At 71.0% G+C, this 16,917-nt stretch carries 12 protein-coding genes; 7 read left to right on the top strand and 5 right to left on the bottom strand.

Annotation, left to right across the window (positions count from 1 at the left end; all coding sequences use genetic code 11):
* Positions 1–57: 57 nt before the first annotated feature.
* The 4 genes from ACZ7MF_RS37130 to mshC all read left to right on the top strand — a co-directional run bounded on the left by ACZ7MF_RS37130 (position 58) and on the right by mshC (position 3,546).
* Positions 58–744, top strand: coding sequence for a histidine phosphatase family protein (locus tag ACZ7MF_RS37130; RefSeq protein ID WP_471482552.1), 687 nt, complete (start codon positions 58–60; stop codon positions 742–744).
* 85 nt (positions 745–829) lie between these two features.
* Positions 830–1,420 carry a DUF3090 domain-containing protein gene (locus ACZ7MF_RS37125; protein ID WP_471482551.1) on the top strand — a complete coding sequence of 197 codons (591 nt, stop codon included), beginning with the start codon at positions 830–832 and terminating at the stop codon, positions 1,418–1,420.
* Positions 1,384–2,214 (top strand): SCO1664 family protein, encoded by an 831-nt coding sequence (locus tag ACZ7MF_RS37120; RefSeq protein ID WP_471482550.1) that lies wholly within the window; start codon positions 1,384–1,386, stop codon positions 2,212–2,214. Before ACZ7MF_RS37125 ends, ACZ7MF_RS37120 begins: the two co-directional genes overlap by 37 nt.
* A gap of 102 nt (positions 2,215–2,316) precedes the next feature.
* Entirely contained in the window at positions 2,317–3,546 is a 1,230-nt protein-coding gene (gene mshC / locus ACZ7MF_RS37115; RefSeq protein WP_471482549.1) for a cysteine--1-D-myo-inosityl 2-amino-2-deoxy-alpha-D-glucopyranoside ligase, read from the top strand.
* 161 nt (positions 3,547–3,707) lie between these two features.
* Here mshC and parJ read toward each other — a convergent pair whose 3' ends face one another.
* The 5 genes from parJ to ACZ7MF_RS37090 all read right to left on the bottom strand — a co-directional run bounded on the left by parJ (position 3,708) and on the right by ACZ7MF_RS37090 (position 10,017).
* On the bottom strand, positions 3,708–4,700 hold the full coding sequence (gene parJ / locus ACZ7MF_RS37110) for a filament polymerization regulator ParJ (RefSeq protein WP_471482548.1): 993 nt from the start codon (positions 4,698–4,700) through the stop codon (positions 3,708–3,710).
* 151 nt (positions 4,701–4,851) lie between these two features.
* Positions 4,852–6,468 (bottom strand): glycerol-3-phosphate dehydrogenase/oxidase, encoded by a 1,617-nt coding sequence (locus ACZ7MF_RS37105; RefSeq protein ID WP_471482547.1) that lies wholly within the window; start codon positions 6,466–6,468, stop codon positions 4,852–4,854.
* A gap of 8 nt (positions 6,469–6,476) precedes the next feature.
* The gene (gene glpK / locus ACZ7MF_RS37100) at positions 6,477–8,036 is read right to left on the bottom strand and encodes a glycerol kinase GlpK (protein WP_471482546.1); all 1,560 of its coding nucleotides are present in this window, start codon (positions 8,034–8,036) and stop codon (positions 6,477–6,479) included.
* Positions 8,037–8,120: 84 nt separating this feature from the next.
* Complete coding sequence (locus ACZ7MF_RS37095; RefSeq protein ID WP_153180633.1) at positions 8,121–8,915, bottom strand: MIP/aquaporin family protein; 795 nt, start codon at positions 8,913–8,915, stop codon at positions 8,121–8,123.
* A gap of 337 nt (positions 8,916–9,252) precedes the next feature.
* Positions 9,253–10,017 carry an IclR family transcriptional regulator gene (locus ACZ7MF_RS37090; RefSeq protein ID WP_003977167.1) on the bottom strand — a complete coding sequence of 255 codons (765 nt, stop codon included), beginning with the start codon at positions 10,015–10,017 and terminating at the stop codon, positions 9,253–9,255.
* A gap of 414 nt (positions 10,018–10,431) precedes the next feature.
* Between ACZ7MF_RS37090 and metH the strand changes: the two genes are divergently transcribed.
* The 3 genes from metH (at position 10,432) to ACZ7MF_RS37075 (ending at position 16,819) form a co-directional block, all read left to right on the top strand.
* A complete protein-coding gene (gene metH, locus ACZ7MF_RS37085) occupies positions 10,432–13,944 on the top strand; it encodes a methionine synthase (RefSeq protein ID WP_471482545.1) in 3,513 nt (1,170 codons plus the stop codon).
* Between the two features lie 125 nt (positions 13,945–14,069).
* Positions 14,070–14,771 (top strand): HAD family hydrolase, encoded by a 702-nt coding sequence (locus tag ACZ7MF_RS37080; protein WP_471482544.1) that lies wholly within the window; start codon positions 14,070–14,072, stop codon positions 14,769–14,771.
* A 443-nt stretch (positions 14,772–15,214) separates the two neighbouring features.
* Positions 15,215–16,819 (top strand): ABC transporter substrate-binding protein, encoded by a 1,605-nt coding sequence (locus ACZ7MF_RS37075; protein ID WP_471482543.1) that lies wholly within the window; start codon positions 15,215–15,217, stop codon positions 16,817–16,819.
* Positions 16,820–16,917 lie beyond the last annotated feature (98 nt).

Genomic DNA, 16,917 nt, shown 5'->3' with positions numbered 1-16,917 from the left:
CCCATTCTCCCCTCGCCCCGGCGCCCCTGTACCGCGCCGTACGCCTACCCTGGCCGCATGCCCACGCTGATCCTGGTTAGGCACGGACGTTCCACCGCCAACACCGAGGGGCTGCTCGCCGGCTGGACGCCCGGCGTCGCCCTCGACGAACGCGGCGCCGCGCAGGCCGCCGCGCTCCCCGGGCGGCTCGCCTGCCTGCCGCTCTCCGAGATCGTCACCAGCCCCCTGCAGCGCTGCCAGGAGACCCTCCGGCCGCTGCTCGACGCCCGGCCCGAGCTGCGGGCGCACACCGACGAACGGATCGGGGAGTGCCACTACGGCGACTGGTCCGGCCGCAAGCTCGCCGAACTGGGGGGCGAACCCCTGATGGAGGTGGTGCAGGCGCACCCGTCCGCCGCGGCCTTCCCCGGCGGCGAGTCGATGCGCGCCATGCAGACCCGCGCCGCCGAGGCGGTACGCGAGTGGAACGCGCGCGTGGAGCGCGACCACGGCCCCGACGCCGTCTACCTCATGTGCTCCCACGGCGACATCATCAAATCCCTCGTCGCCGAGGGACTCGGCCTCCACCTCGACCTCTTCCAGCGGATCTCCGTCGAGCCCTGCTCGGTCACCGCGATCCGCTACACCCGGCTGCGCCCCTTCCTGGTCCGCCTCGGCGACACGGGCGACTTCGCCTCCCTGGCCCCGCGCGAGGAGCCGTCCGGTGACCAGGCCCCGGTCGGGGGTGGTGCGGGCGCACCGTGATCGTCCGCCGCAGTAGGGTGAACCGGTCGCGGCAGTGTCCCCGATCCCGATCTTCCGCTTTCCCCGACTTCCATGGAGACAGGACGTGTCCCGTCAGGTGTTCCTCTACGACCAACCGGAACGTTTCGTGGCCGGTACGGTCGGGCTGCCCGGGCGCCGTACGTTCTTCCTCCAGGCCTCCGCCGGCTCCCGGGTGACCAGCGTGGCCCTGGAGAAGACCCAGGTCGCCGCCCTCGCCGAACGCATGGACGAGCTTCTGGACGAGGTCGTACGGCGCAGCGGCGGCAGCACCGTCGTCCCCGCCACCGCCCCCACCGGGCCCGGCGACACCGCGCCGCTGGACACCCCCGTCGAGGAGGAGTTCAGGGTCGGCACCATGGCGCTGGCCTGGGACGGCGAGGACCAGCGCATGATCGTCGAGGCGCAGGCCCTCGTGGAGCTGGACGCCGAGTCCGAGGAGGACCTGGCGGAGGCCGAGGAGCGGCTCCTCCAGGACGAGGAGAACGGCCCGCCGATGCTCCGGGTCCGCCTCACCGGCGCGCAGGCCAGGTCCTTCGCCAAGCGCGCCCTGGACGTCGTCAACGCCGGGCGGCCGCCGTGCCCGCTGTGCAGCCTCCCGCTCGACCCGGAAGGACACGTATGTCCGCGCCAGAACGGATACCGCCGCGGAGCGTGACCACCGACGCGGCGGCGGCCGAACTGCTCGCCCTGGGCGAACTGACCGTGCGCGGACGCATCCGTGACGCCTCCAACGCGGCCCTGTACTGCACGGTGACGCACGAGGGGCGCGAGGCGGCCTGCGTCTACAAGCCGGTCGCCGGGGAGCGCCCGCTGTGGGACTTCCCCGACGGCACCCTCGCCCAGCGCGAGGTCGCCGCCTACGAGGTCTCCGAGGCCACCGGCTGGGGCCTGGTCCCGCCCACCGTGCTGCGCGACGGCCCGTACGGCGAGGGCATGGTCCAGCTGTGGATCGAGACCGTGCCGGACACGGAGCTGCTCGCCCTGGTGGACGAGGAGGAACCCGGCGCAGGCTGGAAGGCGGTCGCCCTCGCCGAGGTCGGCGAGGGCCGCACCGCGCTGCTCGTCCACGCCGACGACGAACGGCTGCGCCGGCTCGCCGTACTCGACGCCGTGATCAACAACGCCGACCGCAAGGGCGGCCACCTGCTGCCCGCGGAGGGGGAGCGGCTGTACGGCATCGACCACGGGGTCACCTTCAACGCCGAGAACAAGCTGCGCACCCTGCTGTGGGGCTGGGCGGGCGACCCGCTCACCGCAGAGGCCCTGGCGGTGCTCGACACCCTCAGACAGGCGCTGAAGGACGGTGGCACCCTGGCCATCCGGCTCGCCGCGCTCCTCACTCCCGCCGAACTCGACGCCACGCGCGCGCGGGTCGGCGCCCTGCTGGCCTCCGGCAAGCACCCCGAACCGAGCGGCGAGTGGCCGGCCATCCCCTGGCCGCCCGTGTAGACAGCCGATGCCACACCGGCCGGTGGCGCGCAAGAGCGCCTTACCGGCCATCCGGCCCGGTCCGGTTCGTGTACGGAACACCCGTCCGGTTAGGCTCATGACATGCATGCCTGGCCCGCTTCCGAGGTCCCCGCCCTGCCTGGTCAGGGCCGCGACCTGAGGATCCACGACACCGCGACCGGCGGCCTCGTCACCCTCGACCCCGGTCCCGTCGCCCGTATCTACGTCTGCGGCATCACGCCGTACGACGCCACCCACATGGGTCACGCGGCGACCTACAACGCGTTCGACCTCGTGCAGCGCGTGTGGCTCGACACCAAGCGGCAGGTCCACTACGTCCAGAACGTCACCGACGTGGACGACCCGCTCCTGGAGCGGGCCGTGCGCGACGGGGTCGACTGGACCGCCCTCGCCGAGCAGGAGACCGCCCTCTTCCGCGAGGACATGACGGCGCTGCGGATGCTCCCGCCGCGGCACTACATAGGCGCCGTCGAGGCCATACCCGGCATCGTCCCGCTCGTCGAGCGGCTCCGAGACGCCGGCGCGGCCTACGAGCTCGAGGGCGACACCTACTTCTCCGTCGAGGCGGACCCGCACTTCGGCGGCGTCTCCCACCTCGACGCCGCCACCATGCGGCTGCTCTCCGCCGAGCGCGGCGGCGACCCCGACCGGCCCGGCAAGAAGAACCCGCTCGACCCGATGCTGTGGATGGCCGCCCGCGAGGGCGAGCCCAGCTGGGACGGCGGCACCCTCGGCCGCGGGCGCCCCGGCTGGCACATCGAGTGCGTCGCCATCGCCCTCGACCACCTCGGCATGGGCTTCGACGTCCAGGGCGGCGGCTCCGACCTGGCCTTCCCGCACCACGAGATGGGCGCCTCGCACGCCCAGGCCCTCACCGGCGACTTCCCGATGGCCAAGGCGTACGTGCACGCCGGCATGGTCGGTCTCGACGGCGAGAAGATGTCCAAGTCCAAGGGCAACCTGGTCTTCGTGTCGCAGCTGCGCCGCGAGGGCGTCGACCCGGCCGCCATCCGGCTCACGCTGCTCGCCCACCACTACCGCTCCGACTGGGAGTGGACCGACCAGGTGCTTGAGGACGCCCTCGCCCGCCTCGACCGCTGGCGCGCCGCCGTCTCCCGCCCCGACGGTCCGCCCGCGGAGGCCCTGGTGGCGCAGATCCGCGAGGCCCTCGCGAACGACCTGGACTCCCCGGCCGCCCTCGCCGCGATCGACCGCTGGGCCGCCCTCCAGCAGGAGTCGGGCGGCACGGACATCGGCGCCCCGGGCGTGGTCTCCCGCGCGGTGGACGCACTGCTGGGCGTAGCGCTGTAAGACGCCCCCCGAGCTGCGGGCAGTCGTGCCAGTGGGGCGGCACGGGTGGGCGCAGGCGGCGCCCGGCAAGCGCCGGTTCGCGTCCCCCCGCAGTGACCCGCACGAAAACGACTGAGGGGCGCTCCCACCAGGGAAGCGCCCCTCACTCATGTCCAACCGGCTCAGTCCTCCGAGGACTCCTCGTCCTCCCCGCCCGCCTGCGGCGGCTTGGGCGGCTTCGACGGCCGAGCCCGCCCGCTCGGATTGTCCCGCAGGAACGGCGTACCGGCCGGACCCTCGCCCCCGTCCGCCGTGGCGTGCCCGCCCGGCCCGCCCCCGTCCCGCCGCCGCAGATACCGCTCGAACTCCCGCGCGATCGCCTCGCCCGACGCCTCCGGCAGCTCCGCCGTGTCCCGGGCCTCCTCCAGCGACTGCACGTACTCGGCGACCTCGGTGTCCTCCGCGGCCAGCTGGTCCACGCCCACCTGCCAGGCACGCGCGTCCTCGGGCAGCTCGCCCAGCGGCACCCGCACGCCGATCAGGTCCTCCAGCCGGTTCAGCAGGGCCAGCGTGGCCTTCGGATTCGGCGGCTGCGAGACGTAGTGCGGCACCGCCGCCCACAGCGACACCGCCGGCACACCCGCGTGCGTGCAGGCCTCCTGGAGGATGCCGACGATGCCCGTGGGCCCCTCGTACTTGGTCTCCTCCAGGTCCATGCGCCGCGCCAGGTCGGCGTCCGACGTGGTACCGCTGATCGGGACCGGACGGGTGTGCGGCGTGTCGCCCAGCAGTGCGCCCAGGACGACCACCAGCTCGACGCCCAGCTCGTGGGCGAAGCCGAGCAGCTCGTTGCAGAACGAGCGCCAGCGCATGGACGGTTCGATGCCACGGACGAGTACGAGGTCGCGCGGTTTGTCGCCGCCGACCCGGACCACCGACAACCTGGTCGTCGGCCAGGTGATCTTGCGGACGCCGTCCTCCATGAACACCGTGGGACGGTTGACCTGGAAGTCGTAGTAGTCCTCGGCGTCCAGCGCCGCGAACACCTCGCCCTTCCACTCCCTGTCGAGATGCGCGACCGCGGTGGAGGCGGCGTCACCGGCATCGTTCCAGCCCTCGAACGCGGCCACCATGACCGGGTCGACCAGCTCGGGAACCCCCTCGAGCTCGATCACCCAGCGCCTCCTTCCGACGTGCCCTCGCGTACCCCCCAACCTTACGGCGTGCCGAGGGGCCGCCCGCAGCCCCTGTGCACGGGGCAGTGAACGGATCACTGCCCCGTGCCGGGGGTCCGGACACCCGCCGTGGGGTGCTGAAACGCGGGCCCTACTTCTTGTCCAGCACGTCCTGGACCTGCGCGCGGACGTCGTCCGTGGCCAGGCCGCGGATCGTCAGCGTCGTACGGCGGCGCAGCACGTCGTCCGCCGTCTCGGCCCACTCGTTGTCCCGGGCCCACACGACCTGCGCCCAGATCTCCGGGGCGTCCGGGTGGACGCGCCGGCCCAGCTCCGGGCTCTCGTTGGCGAGCCGGGCGATGTCGAAGGCGAGCGAACCGTAGTGCGTGGCCAGGTGCCTGGCGGTGTCGGCCGCCATGCGCGGGCCGGGCGCCGAGCCGTCCACCAGCAGCCGGTGGGCGACCGCGCGCGGGTTGGCGACGCCGGGCAGCGGCAGCTTCTTCGGCAGCGACGCGATCGGCTCGAAGTCGTCGCCCAGCGGGTGGCCCGGCAGCGCCTCCAGCTTCTTCATCACCGTACGGCCGATGTGGCGGAAGGTGGTCCACTTGCCGCCCGCGACGGACAGCATGCCGCCCCGGCCCTCCGTGACGACCGTCTCCCGCTTGGCCTTCGAGGTGTCGCCGGGGCCGCCCGGCAGCACACGCAGGCCCGCGAAGGAGTACGTGATGAGGTCCCGGTCGAGCTGCTGGTCGCGGATGGAGAACGCGGCCTCGTCGAGGATCTGCGCTATGTCCTTGTCGTTGACCGCGACGTCCGCCGGGTCGCCCTCGAACTCCTCGTCGGTCGTGCCGAGCAGCAGCATGTCCTCCCAGGGGAGGGCGAAGGTGATCCGGTACTTGTCGATCGGGGTGGCCAGCGCGGCCTTCCAGGGCGCGGTGCGCTTGAGCACCAGGTGTGCGCCCTTGGACAGGCGGATGGACGGGGCCGCGTCCGGGTTCTCCATGCGGCGCAGGTGGTCGACCCAGGGGCCGGTCGCGTTCAGCACCAGGCGGGCGTTCACCCCGAACTCGTCGCCGCTCAGCCGGTCCTTCAGTTCGGCACCGGTCACCCGGCCGTTGGTGAAGCGCAGGCCGGTGACCTCGGCGTGGTTGAGCACCACCGCGCCGGAATCGACCGCCGCGCGGACGGTCATCAGGGCCATGCGGGCGTCGTTCATCTGGTCATCGCCGTACACGGCCACGGCCTTGAGGTTGTCGGTGCGCAGCTCCGGCACGTCCTGCGCGGCCTTGGCCGGGGAGAGCAGGTGGCCGACGCCGTCGCCGAAGGCGGACAGCGCCGAGTACGCGAAGACGCCGGCCCCGAGCTTCGCCGCGCCGTGCGGCCCGCCCTTGTACACGGGGAGGTAGAAGGTGAGCGGGTTCGCCAGGTGGGGGGCCACCTGGCGGGAGACCGCACGGCGCTCGAAGTGGTTCTCCGCCACCAGCTTCACCGCGCCGGTCTGCAGGTAGCGCAGTCCGCCGTGGAGCAGCTTGGAGGAGGCGGAGGAGGTGGCGCCGGCGAAGTCGCCGGCGTCGACCACGGCCACCCTGAGGCCGGACTGCGCGGCGTGCCAGGCGGTGGAGATGCCCAGGATGCCGCCGCCGATCACGAGAAGGTCGTACGACGCCTTGGAGAGCTGCTCCCGGGTCTCGGCCCGGCTCGGGTTGGAGCCGGAGGCCGGGTGCGTACCCAGGGCAGGCACGGACTGCAGGGTGGACTGAGTGGTCATGGTGGTTCTTACTCCTCGTCCTCGAGCCAGCCCATGGTCCGCTCGACGGCCTTGAGCCAGCTCTTGTACTCACGGTCGCGGATCTCCGCGTCCATGCGGGGGGTCCACTCGGCGGCCCGCCGCCAGTTGGCGCGCAGGTCGTCGGTGCTGTTCCAGAAGCCGACGGCGAGACCGGCGGCGTAGGCGGCGCCGAGGCAGGTGGTCTCGGCGACCATCGGGCGCACCACGGGGGCGTCCACGAAGTCGGCGAGGGTCTGCATCAGCAGGTTGTTGGAGGTCATGCCGCCGTCGACCTTGAGGGCGGTCAGCTCCACGCCGGAGTCCTTCGTCATGGCGTCCGCGATCTCCCGCGTCTGCCAGGCGGTGGCCTCCAGCACGGCGCGCGCGAGGTGCGCCTTGGTGACGTACCGGGTGAGGCCGGCGATCACACCGCGGGCGTCGGAGCGCCAGTACGGGGCGAACAGGCCGGAGAAGGCCGGCACGAAGTAGGCGCCGCCGTTGTCCTCGACGGTCAGGGCGAGGGTCTCGATCTCGGCGGCGGTGGAGATCAGGCCCATCTGGTCGCGCATCCACTGCACCAGCGAACCGGTGACGGCGATCGAGCCCTCCAGGGCGTAGACCGTGTCCTGGTCGCCGATCTTGTAGCCGACCGTGGTCAGCAGACCCGAGTAGGAGTTGATCAGCTTGTCACCGGTGTTCATCACCATGAAGGTGCCGGTGCCGTACGTCGACTTGGTCTCGCCCTCGGAGAAGCAGGTCTGGCCGAACAGGGCCGCCTGCTGGTCGCCGAGCGCGGAGGCGACCGGGATGCCGCCGAGCAGCTCGCCGAGGCGGCCGCCGGTGATCTCGCCGTAGACCTCGGCGGAGGAGCGGATCTCGGGGAGCATCTGCATCGGCACGCCGATCGACTCGGCGATCTTCTCGTCCCACGCCATGGTGTGCAGGTTCATCAGCATGGTGCGGGAGGCGTTGGTGACGTCGGTGACGTGCTTGCCGCCGTTCACGCCGCCGGTCAGGTTCCAGATGACCCAGGTGTCCATGGTGCCGAAGAGCAGGTCGCCCGCCTCGGCGCGCTCGCGCAGACCGTCGACGTTGTCCAGCAGCCAGCGGGCCTTGGGACCGGCGAAGTAGGAGGCGAGGGGCAGGCCGGTCTCGCGGCGGAAGCGGTCCTGGCCGACGTTGCGGCCGAGTTCCCTGCACAGGGCGTCGGTGCGGGTGTCCTGCCAGACGATGGCGTTGTGGACGGGCTCACCGGTGTTCTTGTCCCAGACGAGGGTGGTCTCGCGCTGGTTGGTGATGCCGATGGCCTTGATGTCGTCGCGGGTGATGCCGGCCTTCTCGACGGCTCCGGCGACGACCTCCTGGACGTTGGTCCAGATCTCGGTGGCGTCGTGCTCGACCCAGCCCGGCTTGGGGAAGATCTGCTCGTGCTCCTTCTGGTCGACGGAGACGATGCGCCCGTCGCGGTCGAAGACGATGCAGCGCGAGGAGGTCGTGCCCTGGTCGATCGCGGCGATGAACGGCCCGTGGCCGTGGGAGGCGATGCCGGTGGTGTGGGCGTCGGTCACTGTGTGCTCCTGGGGTTCCGTGGTGGGTGGCCGGTGCGTACGGCGCGTGGTCTGCGGCTCGATGATCGCCGAGCGGGGGCCCGCTCAGGCGAACGCGACGTTGTAGACACCTCCGGCGATCGCACCGCCGATCAGCGGACCGACGACCGGGATCCAGGCGTAGGACCAGTCGGAGCCGCCCTTGTTGGGCAGCGGCAGCAGGGCGTGGACGATGCGCGGGCCGAGGTCGCGGACCGGGTTGATCGCGTATCCCGTCGGACCGCCGAGCGACAGACCGATGGAGACCACCACGAACCCGGTGATCAGGGCGCCCAGGATGCCGAGGCCGTTGCCCTCGTCGTTCAGGCCCTGGGTGAGGATGGCGAGCAGCAGCACGAAGGTGCCGATGATCTCGGTGGCGAGGTTCTGGACCGTGTGCCGGATCTCGGGGCCGGTGGAGAAGACGCCCAGGACCGGGCCGGCGCCCTTCTCCTGCGCCTCGACCGACTTGGCCGTCGTGTCCTGTGCGCCGGGGCCGCCGACGATCTCGCGGTCGGTGAGGTGGGCCTGGAACTGGCCGTAGTAGGCGATCCAGACCAGGACCGCGCCGATCATGGCGCCGAGGAGCTGGCCCGCGAAGTAGGTCGGGGTGTTGCTCCAGTCGCCGTCCTTGATCGCGATGCCCACGGTCACGGCCGGGTTGAGGTGGGCGCCGGAGAGCGGACCCGATATGTACGCCGCCGTCATGACGGCGAAGCCCCACCCGAAGGCGATGGCGAGCCAGCCGGCGTTGCGGGCCTTGGAGGCCTTGAGCGTGACGGCGGCACACACGCCGCCGCCGAGCAGGATGAGCAGGGCGGTACCGATGGTCTCGCCGATGAAGATGTCGGAGCTGGACACCCGCGACTCCTTTGTCCTTCGTCCAGGGAAAGCCGAACCCCGGGTCCCTCCGGGTGTTCCGGCGCCCTCGGTGTGAGAGCGATGGCGGCCCTTGGCACTGTGGACACTCTAACGCGTATTGCCGGTAGGTGTTCGACAATGCCGACCGATGGACGCGAGTCTCGTTCGGCGTCACGCGTGCGTCAAGAGCTGTGTTATCGAAAGCACGATCGTTATTGATCGTCGTGGGCTATCGATCTCGCGCCCGGCCGTCCCGCGGGAACGCCGAGGGCCGGGACACCTTCGGTGTCCCGGCCCTGTGCCGACCTGTGCCGGCCCGTGTCTGTCCGTGTGTGCCCTAGAACCGCCCGGCGCCCAGGTCCCGCGACACCGCGCGGGCGCAGTCCCGCACCGCCGCGACCAGCTCGGGCCGCAGCTCGCCCTCCCGGCACAGCCGTTCCACGGCCCCCGTGATGCCCACCGCGCCGACCGGCATGCGCCTGCGGTCGTGGATGGGGGCGGCGATGGAGGCGATGCCCTCCCAGGTCTCCTCGACGTCCGCCGCGTACCCACGCGCGCGCGTGATGTCCAGGACGTGCTCGAAGCTGTCCGGCTCGCAGACGGTCCGGTCCGTGAACGCCTTGCGGTCGGCCTCCAGTGCCTCGCTGTGCGCGACCGGGTCGTACGCCGACAGCACCTTGCCCAGCGCCGTGGAGTGCAGCGGCTGCATGGCCCCGATCTCCAGGACCTGCCGGCTGTCGTCGGGCCGGAAGACGTGGTGCACGATCAGGACGCCCTGCTGGTGCAGGACCCCGAGGTGGACGCTCTCCCCGCTGGAGCGGGCCAGGTCGTCCGTCCACACCAGGGCGCGGGCCCGCAGTTCGTGCACGTCCAGGTAGGTCGTGCCCAGGCGCAGCAGCTCGGCGCCCAGCTGGTAGCGCCCGGAGGCGTCGTCCTGCTCCACGAACCCCTCCTGCTGGAGGGTGCGCAGGATGCCGTGCGCGGTGCCTTTGGCCAGACCCAGCGACGAGGCGATGTCCGACAGGCCGAGCCGCCGCTCGCCGCCCGCGAGCAGGCGCAGCATGGCGGCCGCCCGCTCGAGCGACTGGATGTTCCGTGCCATCGACCTACTGCCTCCGTCCCCTTCGACTGCCGACCTCGGCGTCGCTGACGTCGTTCGGCAATGCCGAACACTACCGGTCCATGCCGACCTCCCGCCAATGGTCGGCGGGCAACTGTTGCACTTCGGCCACCTCCCGGTGACCGCGGACGTCCCGTACGAGGCGCGCGCACCCCGCACCCGCACCGGGCGCGCACCGGGCGCGGGCCACCGCCGGACTGGGACGTTCCGGGCAGGGGAAGCTCGTCCGTTCGGCGGGTATTCGCCCCGCCATCCTCGTCCGTCTCGTGGACGCCCTGACCATCGGCCCCCGGTCCCGGCTACCCTGACGGCGTGCGTTCTCCCCGGGGACGTCCACGACGGGCGGCACCGGGCAGAGGCAAAGCCGACAGCCGTCGCATCCTAGGGAGCCCTTTCATGGCCTCGTCGCCATCCACCCCGCCCGCCGACACCCGCACCCGCGTGTCCGCCCTCCGAGAGGCCCTCGCCACCCGCGTGGTGGTCGCCGACGGCGCCATGGGCACCATGCTCCAGGCCCAGAACCCCACGCTGGACGACTTCCAGCAGCTCGAAGGGTGCAACGAGGTCCTGAACCTCACCCGGCCCGACATCGTCCGCTCGGTGCACGAGGAGTACTTCGCGGCCGGCGTCGACTGCGTCGAGACCAACACCTTCGGCGCCAACCACTCCGCCCTCGGCGAGTACGACATCCCCGAGCGCGTCCACGAACTGTCCGAAGCCGGCGCACGCGTCGCCCGCGAGGTCGCCGACGAGTTCGGCGCCCGCGACGGCCGGCAGCGCTGGGTGCTGGGCTCCATGGGCCCCGGCACCAAGCTCCCCACCCTCGGCCACGCCCCGTACACCGTCCTGCGCGACGCCTACCAGCGCAACGCCGAGGGCCTGGTCGCGGGCGGCGCGGACGCACTGCTGGTGGAGACCACGCAGGACCTGCTCCAGACCAAGGCCTCCGTGCTCGGCGCCCGGCGCGCCCTGGACGCCCTGGGCCTCGACCTGCCGCTCATCGTGTCCGTCACCGTCGAGACCACCGGCACCATGCTGCTCGGCTCGGAGATCGGCGCCGCGCTCACCGCGCTGGAGCCGCTCGGCATCGACATGATCGGCCTGAACTGCGCCACCGGACCCGCCGAGATGAGCGAGCACCTGCGCTACCTCGCCCGGCACTCCCGCATCCCGCTGACCTGCATGCCCAACGCCGGTCTGCCCGTCCTCGGCAAGGACGGCGCCCACTACCCGCTGACCGCGCCCGAGCTGGCCGACGCGCACGAGACCTTCGTCCGGGAGTACGGCCTGTCCCTGGTCGGCGGCTGCTGCGGCACCACCCCCGAGCACCTGCGCCAGGTCGTCGAGCGGGTCCGGGACACCGCCCCCACCGCACGCGACCCGCGCCCCGAGCCCGGCGCCGCCTCGCTCTACCAGACCGTGCCCTTCCGCCAGGACACCTCCTACCTGGCCATCGGCGAGCGCACCAACGCCAACGGGTCGAAGAAGTTCCGCGAGGCCATGCTGGACGGCCGCTGGGACGACTGCGTCGAGATGGCCCGCGACCAGATCCGCGAAGGCGCGCACATGCTCGACCTCTGCGTCGACTACGTCGGCCGGGACGGCGTCGCCGACATGGAGGAACTGGCCGGCCGGTTCGCCACCGCCTCCACGCTGCCGATCGTCCTCGACTCCACCGAGGTCGACGTCGTGCAGGCCGGCCTGGAGAAGCTCGGCGGCCGCGCGGTGATCAACTCGGTCAACTACGAAGACGGCGCAGGGCCCGAGTCCCGGTTCGCCCGCGTCACGAAGCTCGCCCGGGAGCACGGCGCCGCGCTGATCGCGCTGACCATCGACGAGGTGGGACAGGCCCGCACCGCCGAGAAGAAGGTCGAGATCGCCGAACGGCTCATCGACGACCTCACCGGCAACTGGGGCATCCACGAGTCCGACATCCTCGTCGACTGCCTGACCTTCACCATCTGCACCGGCCAGGAGGAGTCCCGCAAGGACGGCCTGGCCACCATCGAGGGCATCCGGGAACTCAAGCGGCGCCACCCGGACGTGCAGACCACGCTCGGCCTGTCGAACATCTCCTTCGGCCTCAACCCGGCCGCCCGCATCCTGCTCAACTCCGTTTTCCTCGACGAATGCGTCAAGGCAGGGCTGGACTCGGCCATCGTCCACGCGAGCAAGATCCTGCCGATCGCCCGTTTCGACGAGGAGCAGGTCACCACCGCCCTCGACCTGATCTACGACCGCCGCCGCGAGGGCTACGACCCGCTGCAGAAGCTGATGGCCCTCTTCGAGGGCGCCACGGCCAAGTCGCTGCGGGCGTCCAAGGCCGAGGAACTGGCCGCGCTGCCCCTGGACGAGCGGCTCAAGCGTCGCATCATCGACGGCGAGAAGAACGGCCTCGAGCAGGACCTCGACGAGGCCCTCCAGGAGCGTCCGGCCCTCGACATCGTCAATGAGACCCTGCTCGACGGCATGAAGGTCGTCGGCGAACTGTTCGGCTCCGGCCAGATGCAGCTGCCGTTCGTGCTCCAGTCCGCCGAGGTCATGAAGACCGCGGTGGCCCACCTGGAGCCGCACATGGAGAAGACCGACGACGACGGCAAGGGCACCATCGTGCTGGCCACCGTCCGCGGCGACGTCCACGACATCGGCAAGAACCTCGTCGACATCATCCTGTCCAACAACGGCTACAACGTCGTCAACCTCGGCATCAAGCAGCCCGTCTCCGCGATCCTGGAGGCCGCCGACGAGCACCGGGCCGACGTCATCGGCATGTCCGGCCTCCTCGTCAAGTCCACCGTGATCATGAAGGAGAACCTGGAGGAGCTCAACCAGCGCAAGCTGGCCGCCGACTACCCCGTCATCCTCGGCGGCGCCGCCCTCACCAGGGCCTACGTCGAACAGGACCTGCACGAGATCTACGACGGCGAGGTCCGCTACGCCCGCGACGCCTTCGAGGGCCTGCGCCTCATGGACGCCCTCATCGGCATCAAACGCGGCGTACCCGGCGCCAAGCTGCCCGAGCTGAAGCAGCGCCGTGTGCGGGCCGCCACCGTCGAGATCGAGGAACGCCCCGAAGAGGGGCACGTCCGCTCCGACGTCGCCACCGACAACCCCGTGCCCACGCCGCCCTTCCGCGGCACCCGCGTCGTCAAGGGCATCCAGCTCAAGGAGTACGCCTCCTGGCTGGACGAGGGCGCCCTCTTCAAGGGCCAGTGGGGCCTCAAGCAGGCGCGCACCGGCGAGGGACCCTCCTACGAGGAACTGGTCGAGTCCGAGGGCCGGCCGCGGCTGCGCGGCCTGCTCGACCGGCTCCAGACGGACAACCTGCTGGAGGCGGCCGTGGTCTACGGCTACTTCCCCTGCGTCTCCAAGGACGACGACCTGATCGTCCTCGACGGCGACGGCAACGAACGCACCCGCTTCACCTTCCCGCGCCAGCGCCGCGGCCGGCGCCTGTGCCTGGCCGACTTCTTCCGCCCGGAGGAGTCCGGCGAGATCGACGTGGTCGGCTTCCAGGTCGTCACCGTCGGCTCCCGCATCGGCGAGGAGACGGCCCGGATGTTCGAGGCCAACGCCTACCGCGACTACCTCGAACTGCACGGCCTGTCCGTCCAGCTCGCCGAGGCCCTCGCCGAGTACTGGCACGCCCGCGTGCGCTCCGAACTCGGCTTCGCCGGGGAGGACCCGGCCGAGATGGAGGACATGTTCGCCCTGAAGTACCGGGGCGCCCGCTTCTCCCTCGGCTACGGCGCCTGCCCCGACCTGGAGGACCGCGCCAAGATCGCCGCCCTCCTCGAGCCGGAGCGCATCGGCGTCCACCTCTCCGAGGAGTTCCAGCTCCACCCCGAGCAGTCCACCGACGCCATCGTCATCCACCACCCGGAGGCCAAGTACTTCAACGCCCGCTGAGGCCCCGCAGGGCCTCCCGGGCCTCACCAGGCGTTCGCGCCCCGCACGACGTACACTGGTCGGTCCACCGCAGGCCGGCTCCCTTCGTGGGAGCCGGCCTGATCGTCCCTCAAGGAGGTACGTGGATGACCAGTACGGTCCCCGCGCTCGGAACCCGTACGGCCGAGGGCTCCGCCCTGCAGGCGGTGCTCCTCGACATGGACGGCACCCTGGTGGACACCGAGGGCTTCTGGTGGGACGTCGAGCTGGACGTCTTCGCCTCCCTCGGCCACACCCTGGACGACTCCTGGCGCCACGTCGTGGTCGGCGGCCCCATGACCCGCAGCGCGGGCTTCCTCATCGAGGCCACCGGCGCCGACATCACCCTCGCCGAACTCAGCGTCCTGCTCAACGACGGCTTCGAGCAGCGCATCGGCCGCGACCTGCCGCTCATGCCCGGCGCCGCCCGGCTGCTCGCGGAGCTGTCCGCGCACGAGATCCCCACGGCCCTGGTCTCCGCCTCGCACCGCCGCATCATCGACCGCGTGCTGAAGACGCTGGGCCCCCAGAACTTCGCCCTGACCGTCGCCGGGGACGAGGTGCCGCGCACCAAGCCGCACCCCGACCCCTACCTGGCCGCCGCGGCCGGACTCGGCGCGGACCCGGCCCGGTGCGCCGTCGTCGAGGACACCGCGACCGGTGTCGCCGCCGCGGAGTCCGCCGGCTGCCACGTCGTGGCGGTGCCCTCGGTCGCCCCCATCACCCCCGCCGCCCGGCGCACGGTGGTCGCCTCCCTCGAAGAGGTCGACCTGACATTTCTGCGCGGTCTGATGACCCAAATGCGCTAGCTCTTCACCGAGCGTGCAGCGTGGTTAGCGCGGCAATTCCGGGAAGGGCCGCGCGGCGCGACCCTACGGATGTTCACCGACCATTTCCACCGCCCCGGATGGCCGAATTCCAGCAGCAGCGGCCGAAGACCAGCTGTGATGTTCACCACGCGACCAGGGGTCGACAGCGAGGCTCGGGTGTGCTTCGTCCGGCTTGGCGAACGTTGTCGAGGAGCCTTTGTGTCCTGATTGGTGAAACCCTGCACGAATCCTTCCACTGTCGGGTTTTCGGTGTGTCCACACCCGGTTTCGCTCCGTGATGAGCCCTCAACTCCGGTGGCTGCGAGGACCCGTGCGGGCGCGGACTAATCTCGTCGCGAGAACATCGGCCACTACCCCCGTGATCCGCCGCGACACCCCTGCATGCCGGATACACGGACCGACAGCTCTGGAGAAACTCGAGCATGAACCGCAAGACTTTGGTGCTGCCGGCCGTCGTCGGCCTGCTCGCGCCGGTGCTCGCCGCCTGCGGCGGGTCGGACAGCGGCAGCGGCGACGGGGACGCGATCGCCGTCGGCACCACGGACGGGTTCAGCGTCTCGAAAGAGATCACCGCGCCCTTCGACCCGGCGTACGCCTACGACGTCGGCGCCTGGAACATCATGCGGCAGACCTCGCAGACGCTGATGGTGCTGCCCCGCGGTGACGGCGAACCCGTGCCCGAGGCCGCCCAGCAGTGCGGATTCACCGACACCGGCAACGAGCGCTATGCCTGCACCCTGCGCGACGGCCTGGAGTTCGCCAACGGCGACCCCGTCACCGCCGAGGACGTGAAGTACTCCATCGAGCGCGTCCGGAAGATCGACGCCGACACCGAGGTCGCCTCCATCCTCTCCACGGTCGACACCGTCGAGACGAAGGGCGACCGCGAGGTCATCTTCCACCTCAACACCGCCGACGCCACCTTCCCGTTCAAGCTGTCGACGCCGGTTGCCGGCATCGTCAACCCGGACGACTACGAGAAGGACAAGCTGCGTGACGGCTTCGAGCTGACCGGCTCGGGCCCGTACACGATGAAGGCCGAGGTCAAGGGCGACGAGATGACCAAGGCCGTGTTCACCAAGAACCCCAAGTACAAGGGGAGTCTCAAGGTGAACAACGACAAGGTCGAACTCGTGTCCTTCGCCGACGCCGAAGCCATGGGCGACGCCATCGACAAGGGCGACATCGACGTGATGACCCGCGCGATGACGCCGGAACAGATCCAGAACCTGTCCAAGGCCACGGACGGCGACGTCGACCTGGTCGAGGTGGCCGGTCTCGAGATCCGCTACCTCGCCTTCAACACGGACGCCTCGACGGTCAAGGACAAGGCCGTCCGTACGGCGATGGCCCAGGTCATCAACCGCAGCGAACTCGTCTCCGCGGTCTACGGATCCCAGGCCGAACCGCTGTACTCGATGGTCCCGGCCGGCGTCACCGGCCACTCCAACTCGTTCTTCAACAAGTACGGCGACCCCAGTGTCGCCAAGGCGAAGGCGATGCTGGAGGACGCGGACATCACCACGCCCGTCAAGCTGACGCTGGACTACACGACGGACCACTACGGCGCCGCGACCAAGCCGGAGTTCGAGCACCTCCAGAAGCAGCTGAACGACAGCGGGCTGTTCGACGTCGACATCAAGGGCACGCCCTGGGAGAAGTTCCACCCGGCGGAGCGGGCGCGCAAGTACGACGTCTTCGGCATGGGCTGGTTCCCCGACTTCCCGGACGCGGACAGCTTCATCGCGCCGTTCCTCGACAAGAAGAACACCCTCAACATCCCGTACTCCAACCAGGAGATCATCAACAACCTGATCCCCGCCTCCCGCGGCGAGGCCGACCGGCTCTCCGCGGTGGACACCCTCACCGAGATCCAGGACATCACCGCCAAGGACGTCCCGCTGATCCCGCTCTGGCAGGGCAAGCAGTACGTCGCCACCCGCGACGACGTCACCGGCACGGCCTACCTCCTCAACTCCTCCTCCTCGCTCCAGCTGTGGGAGCTGGGCCGGGGCGTGAGCGACTGAGGCCGGCACCGGACCAGCCCGAAGGGCGCCCTCTTCCCGTCCGGAAGAGGGCGCCCTTCACGTTGTGCGCGGGCCGCGGCCGCGTGCGGGGAAGTGCC

Source organism: Streptomyces sp. NPDC111628, from assembly GCF_055635195.1.
This window is presented reverse-complemented; position numbering and strand designations above follow the sequence as displayed.

Coding starts and splice junctions, on each gene's coding strand:
- ACZ7MF_RS37130 (WP_471482552.1), top strand. CDS start 58: ATGCCCACGCTGATCCTGGTTAGGCACGGACGTTCCACCGCCAACACC.
- ACZ7MF_RS37120 (WP_471482550.1), top strand. CDS start 1,384: ATGTCCGCGCCAGAACGGATACCGCCGCGGAGCGTGACCACCGACGCG.
- mshC (WP_471482549.1), top strand. CDS start 2,317: ATGCATGCCTGGCCCGCTTCCGAGGTCCCCGCCCTGCCTGGTCAGGGC.
- ACZ7MF_RS37105 (WP_471482547.1), bottom strand. CDS start 6,468: ATGACCACTCAGTCCACCCTGCAGTCCGTGCCTGCCCTGGGTACGCAC.
- ACZ7MF_RS37090 (WP_003977167.1), bottom strand. CDS start 10,017: ATGGCACGGAACATCCAGTCGCTCGAGCGGGCGGCCGCCATGCTGCGC.
- metH (WP_471482545.1), top strand. CDS start 10,432: ATGGCCTCGTCGCCATCCACCCCGCCCGCCGACACCCGCACCCGCGTG.
- ACZ7MF_RS37080 (WP_471482544.1), top strand. CDS start 14,070: ATGACCAGTACGGTCCCCGCGCTCGGAACCCGTACGGCCGAGGGCTCC.
- ACZ7MF_RS37075 (WP_471482543.1), top strand. CDS start 15,215: ATGAACCGCAAGACTTTGGTGCTGCCGGCCGTCGTCGGCCTGCTCGCG.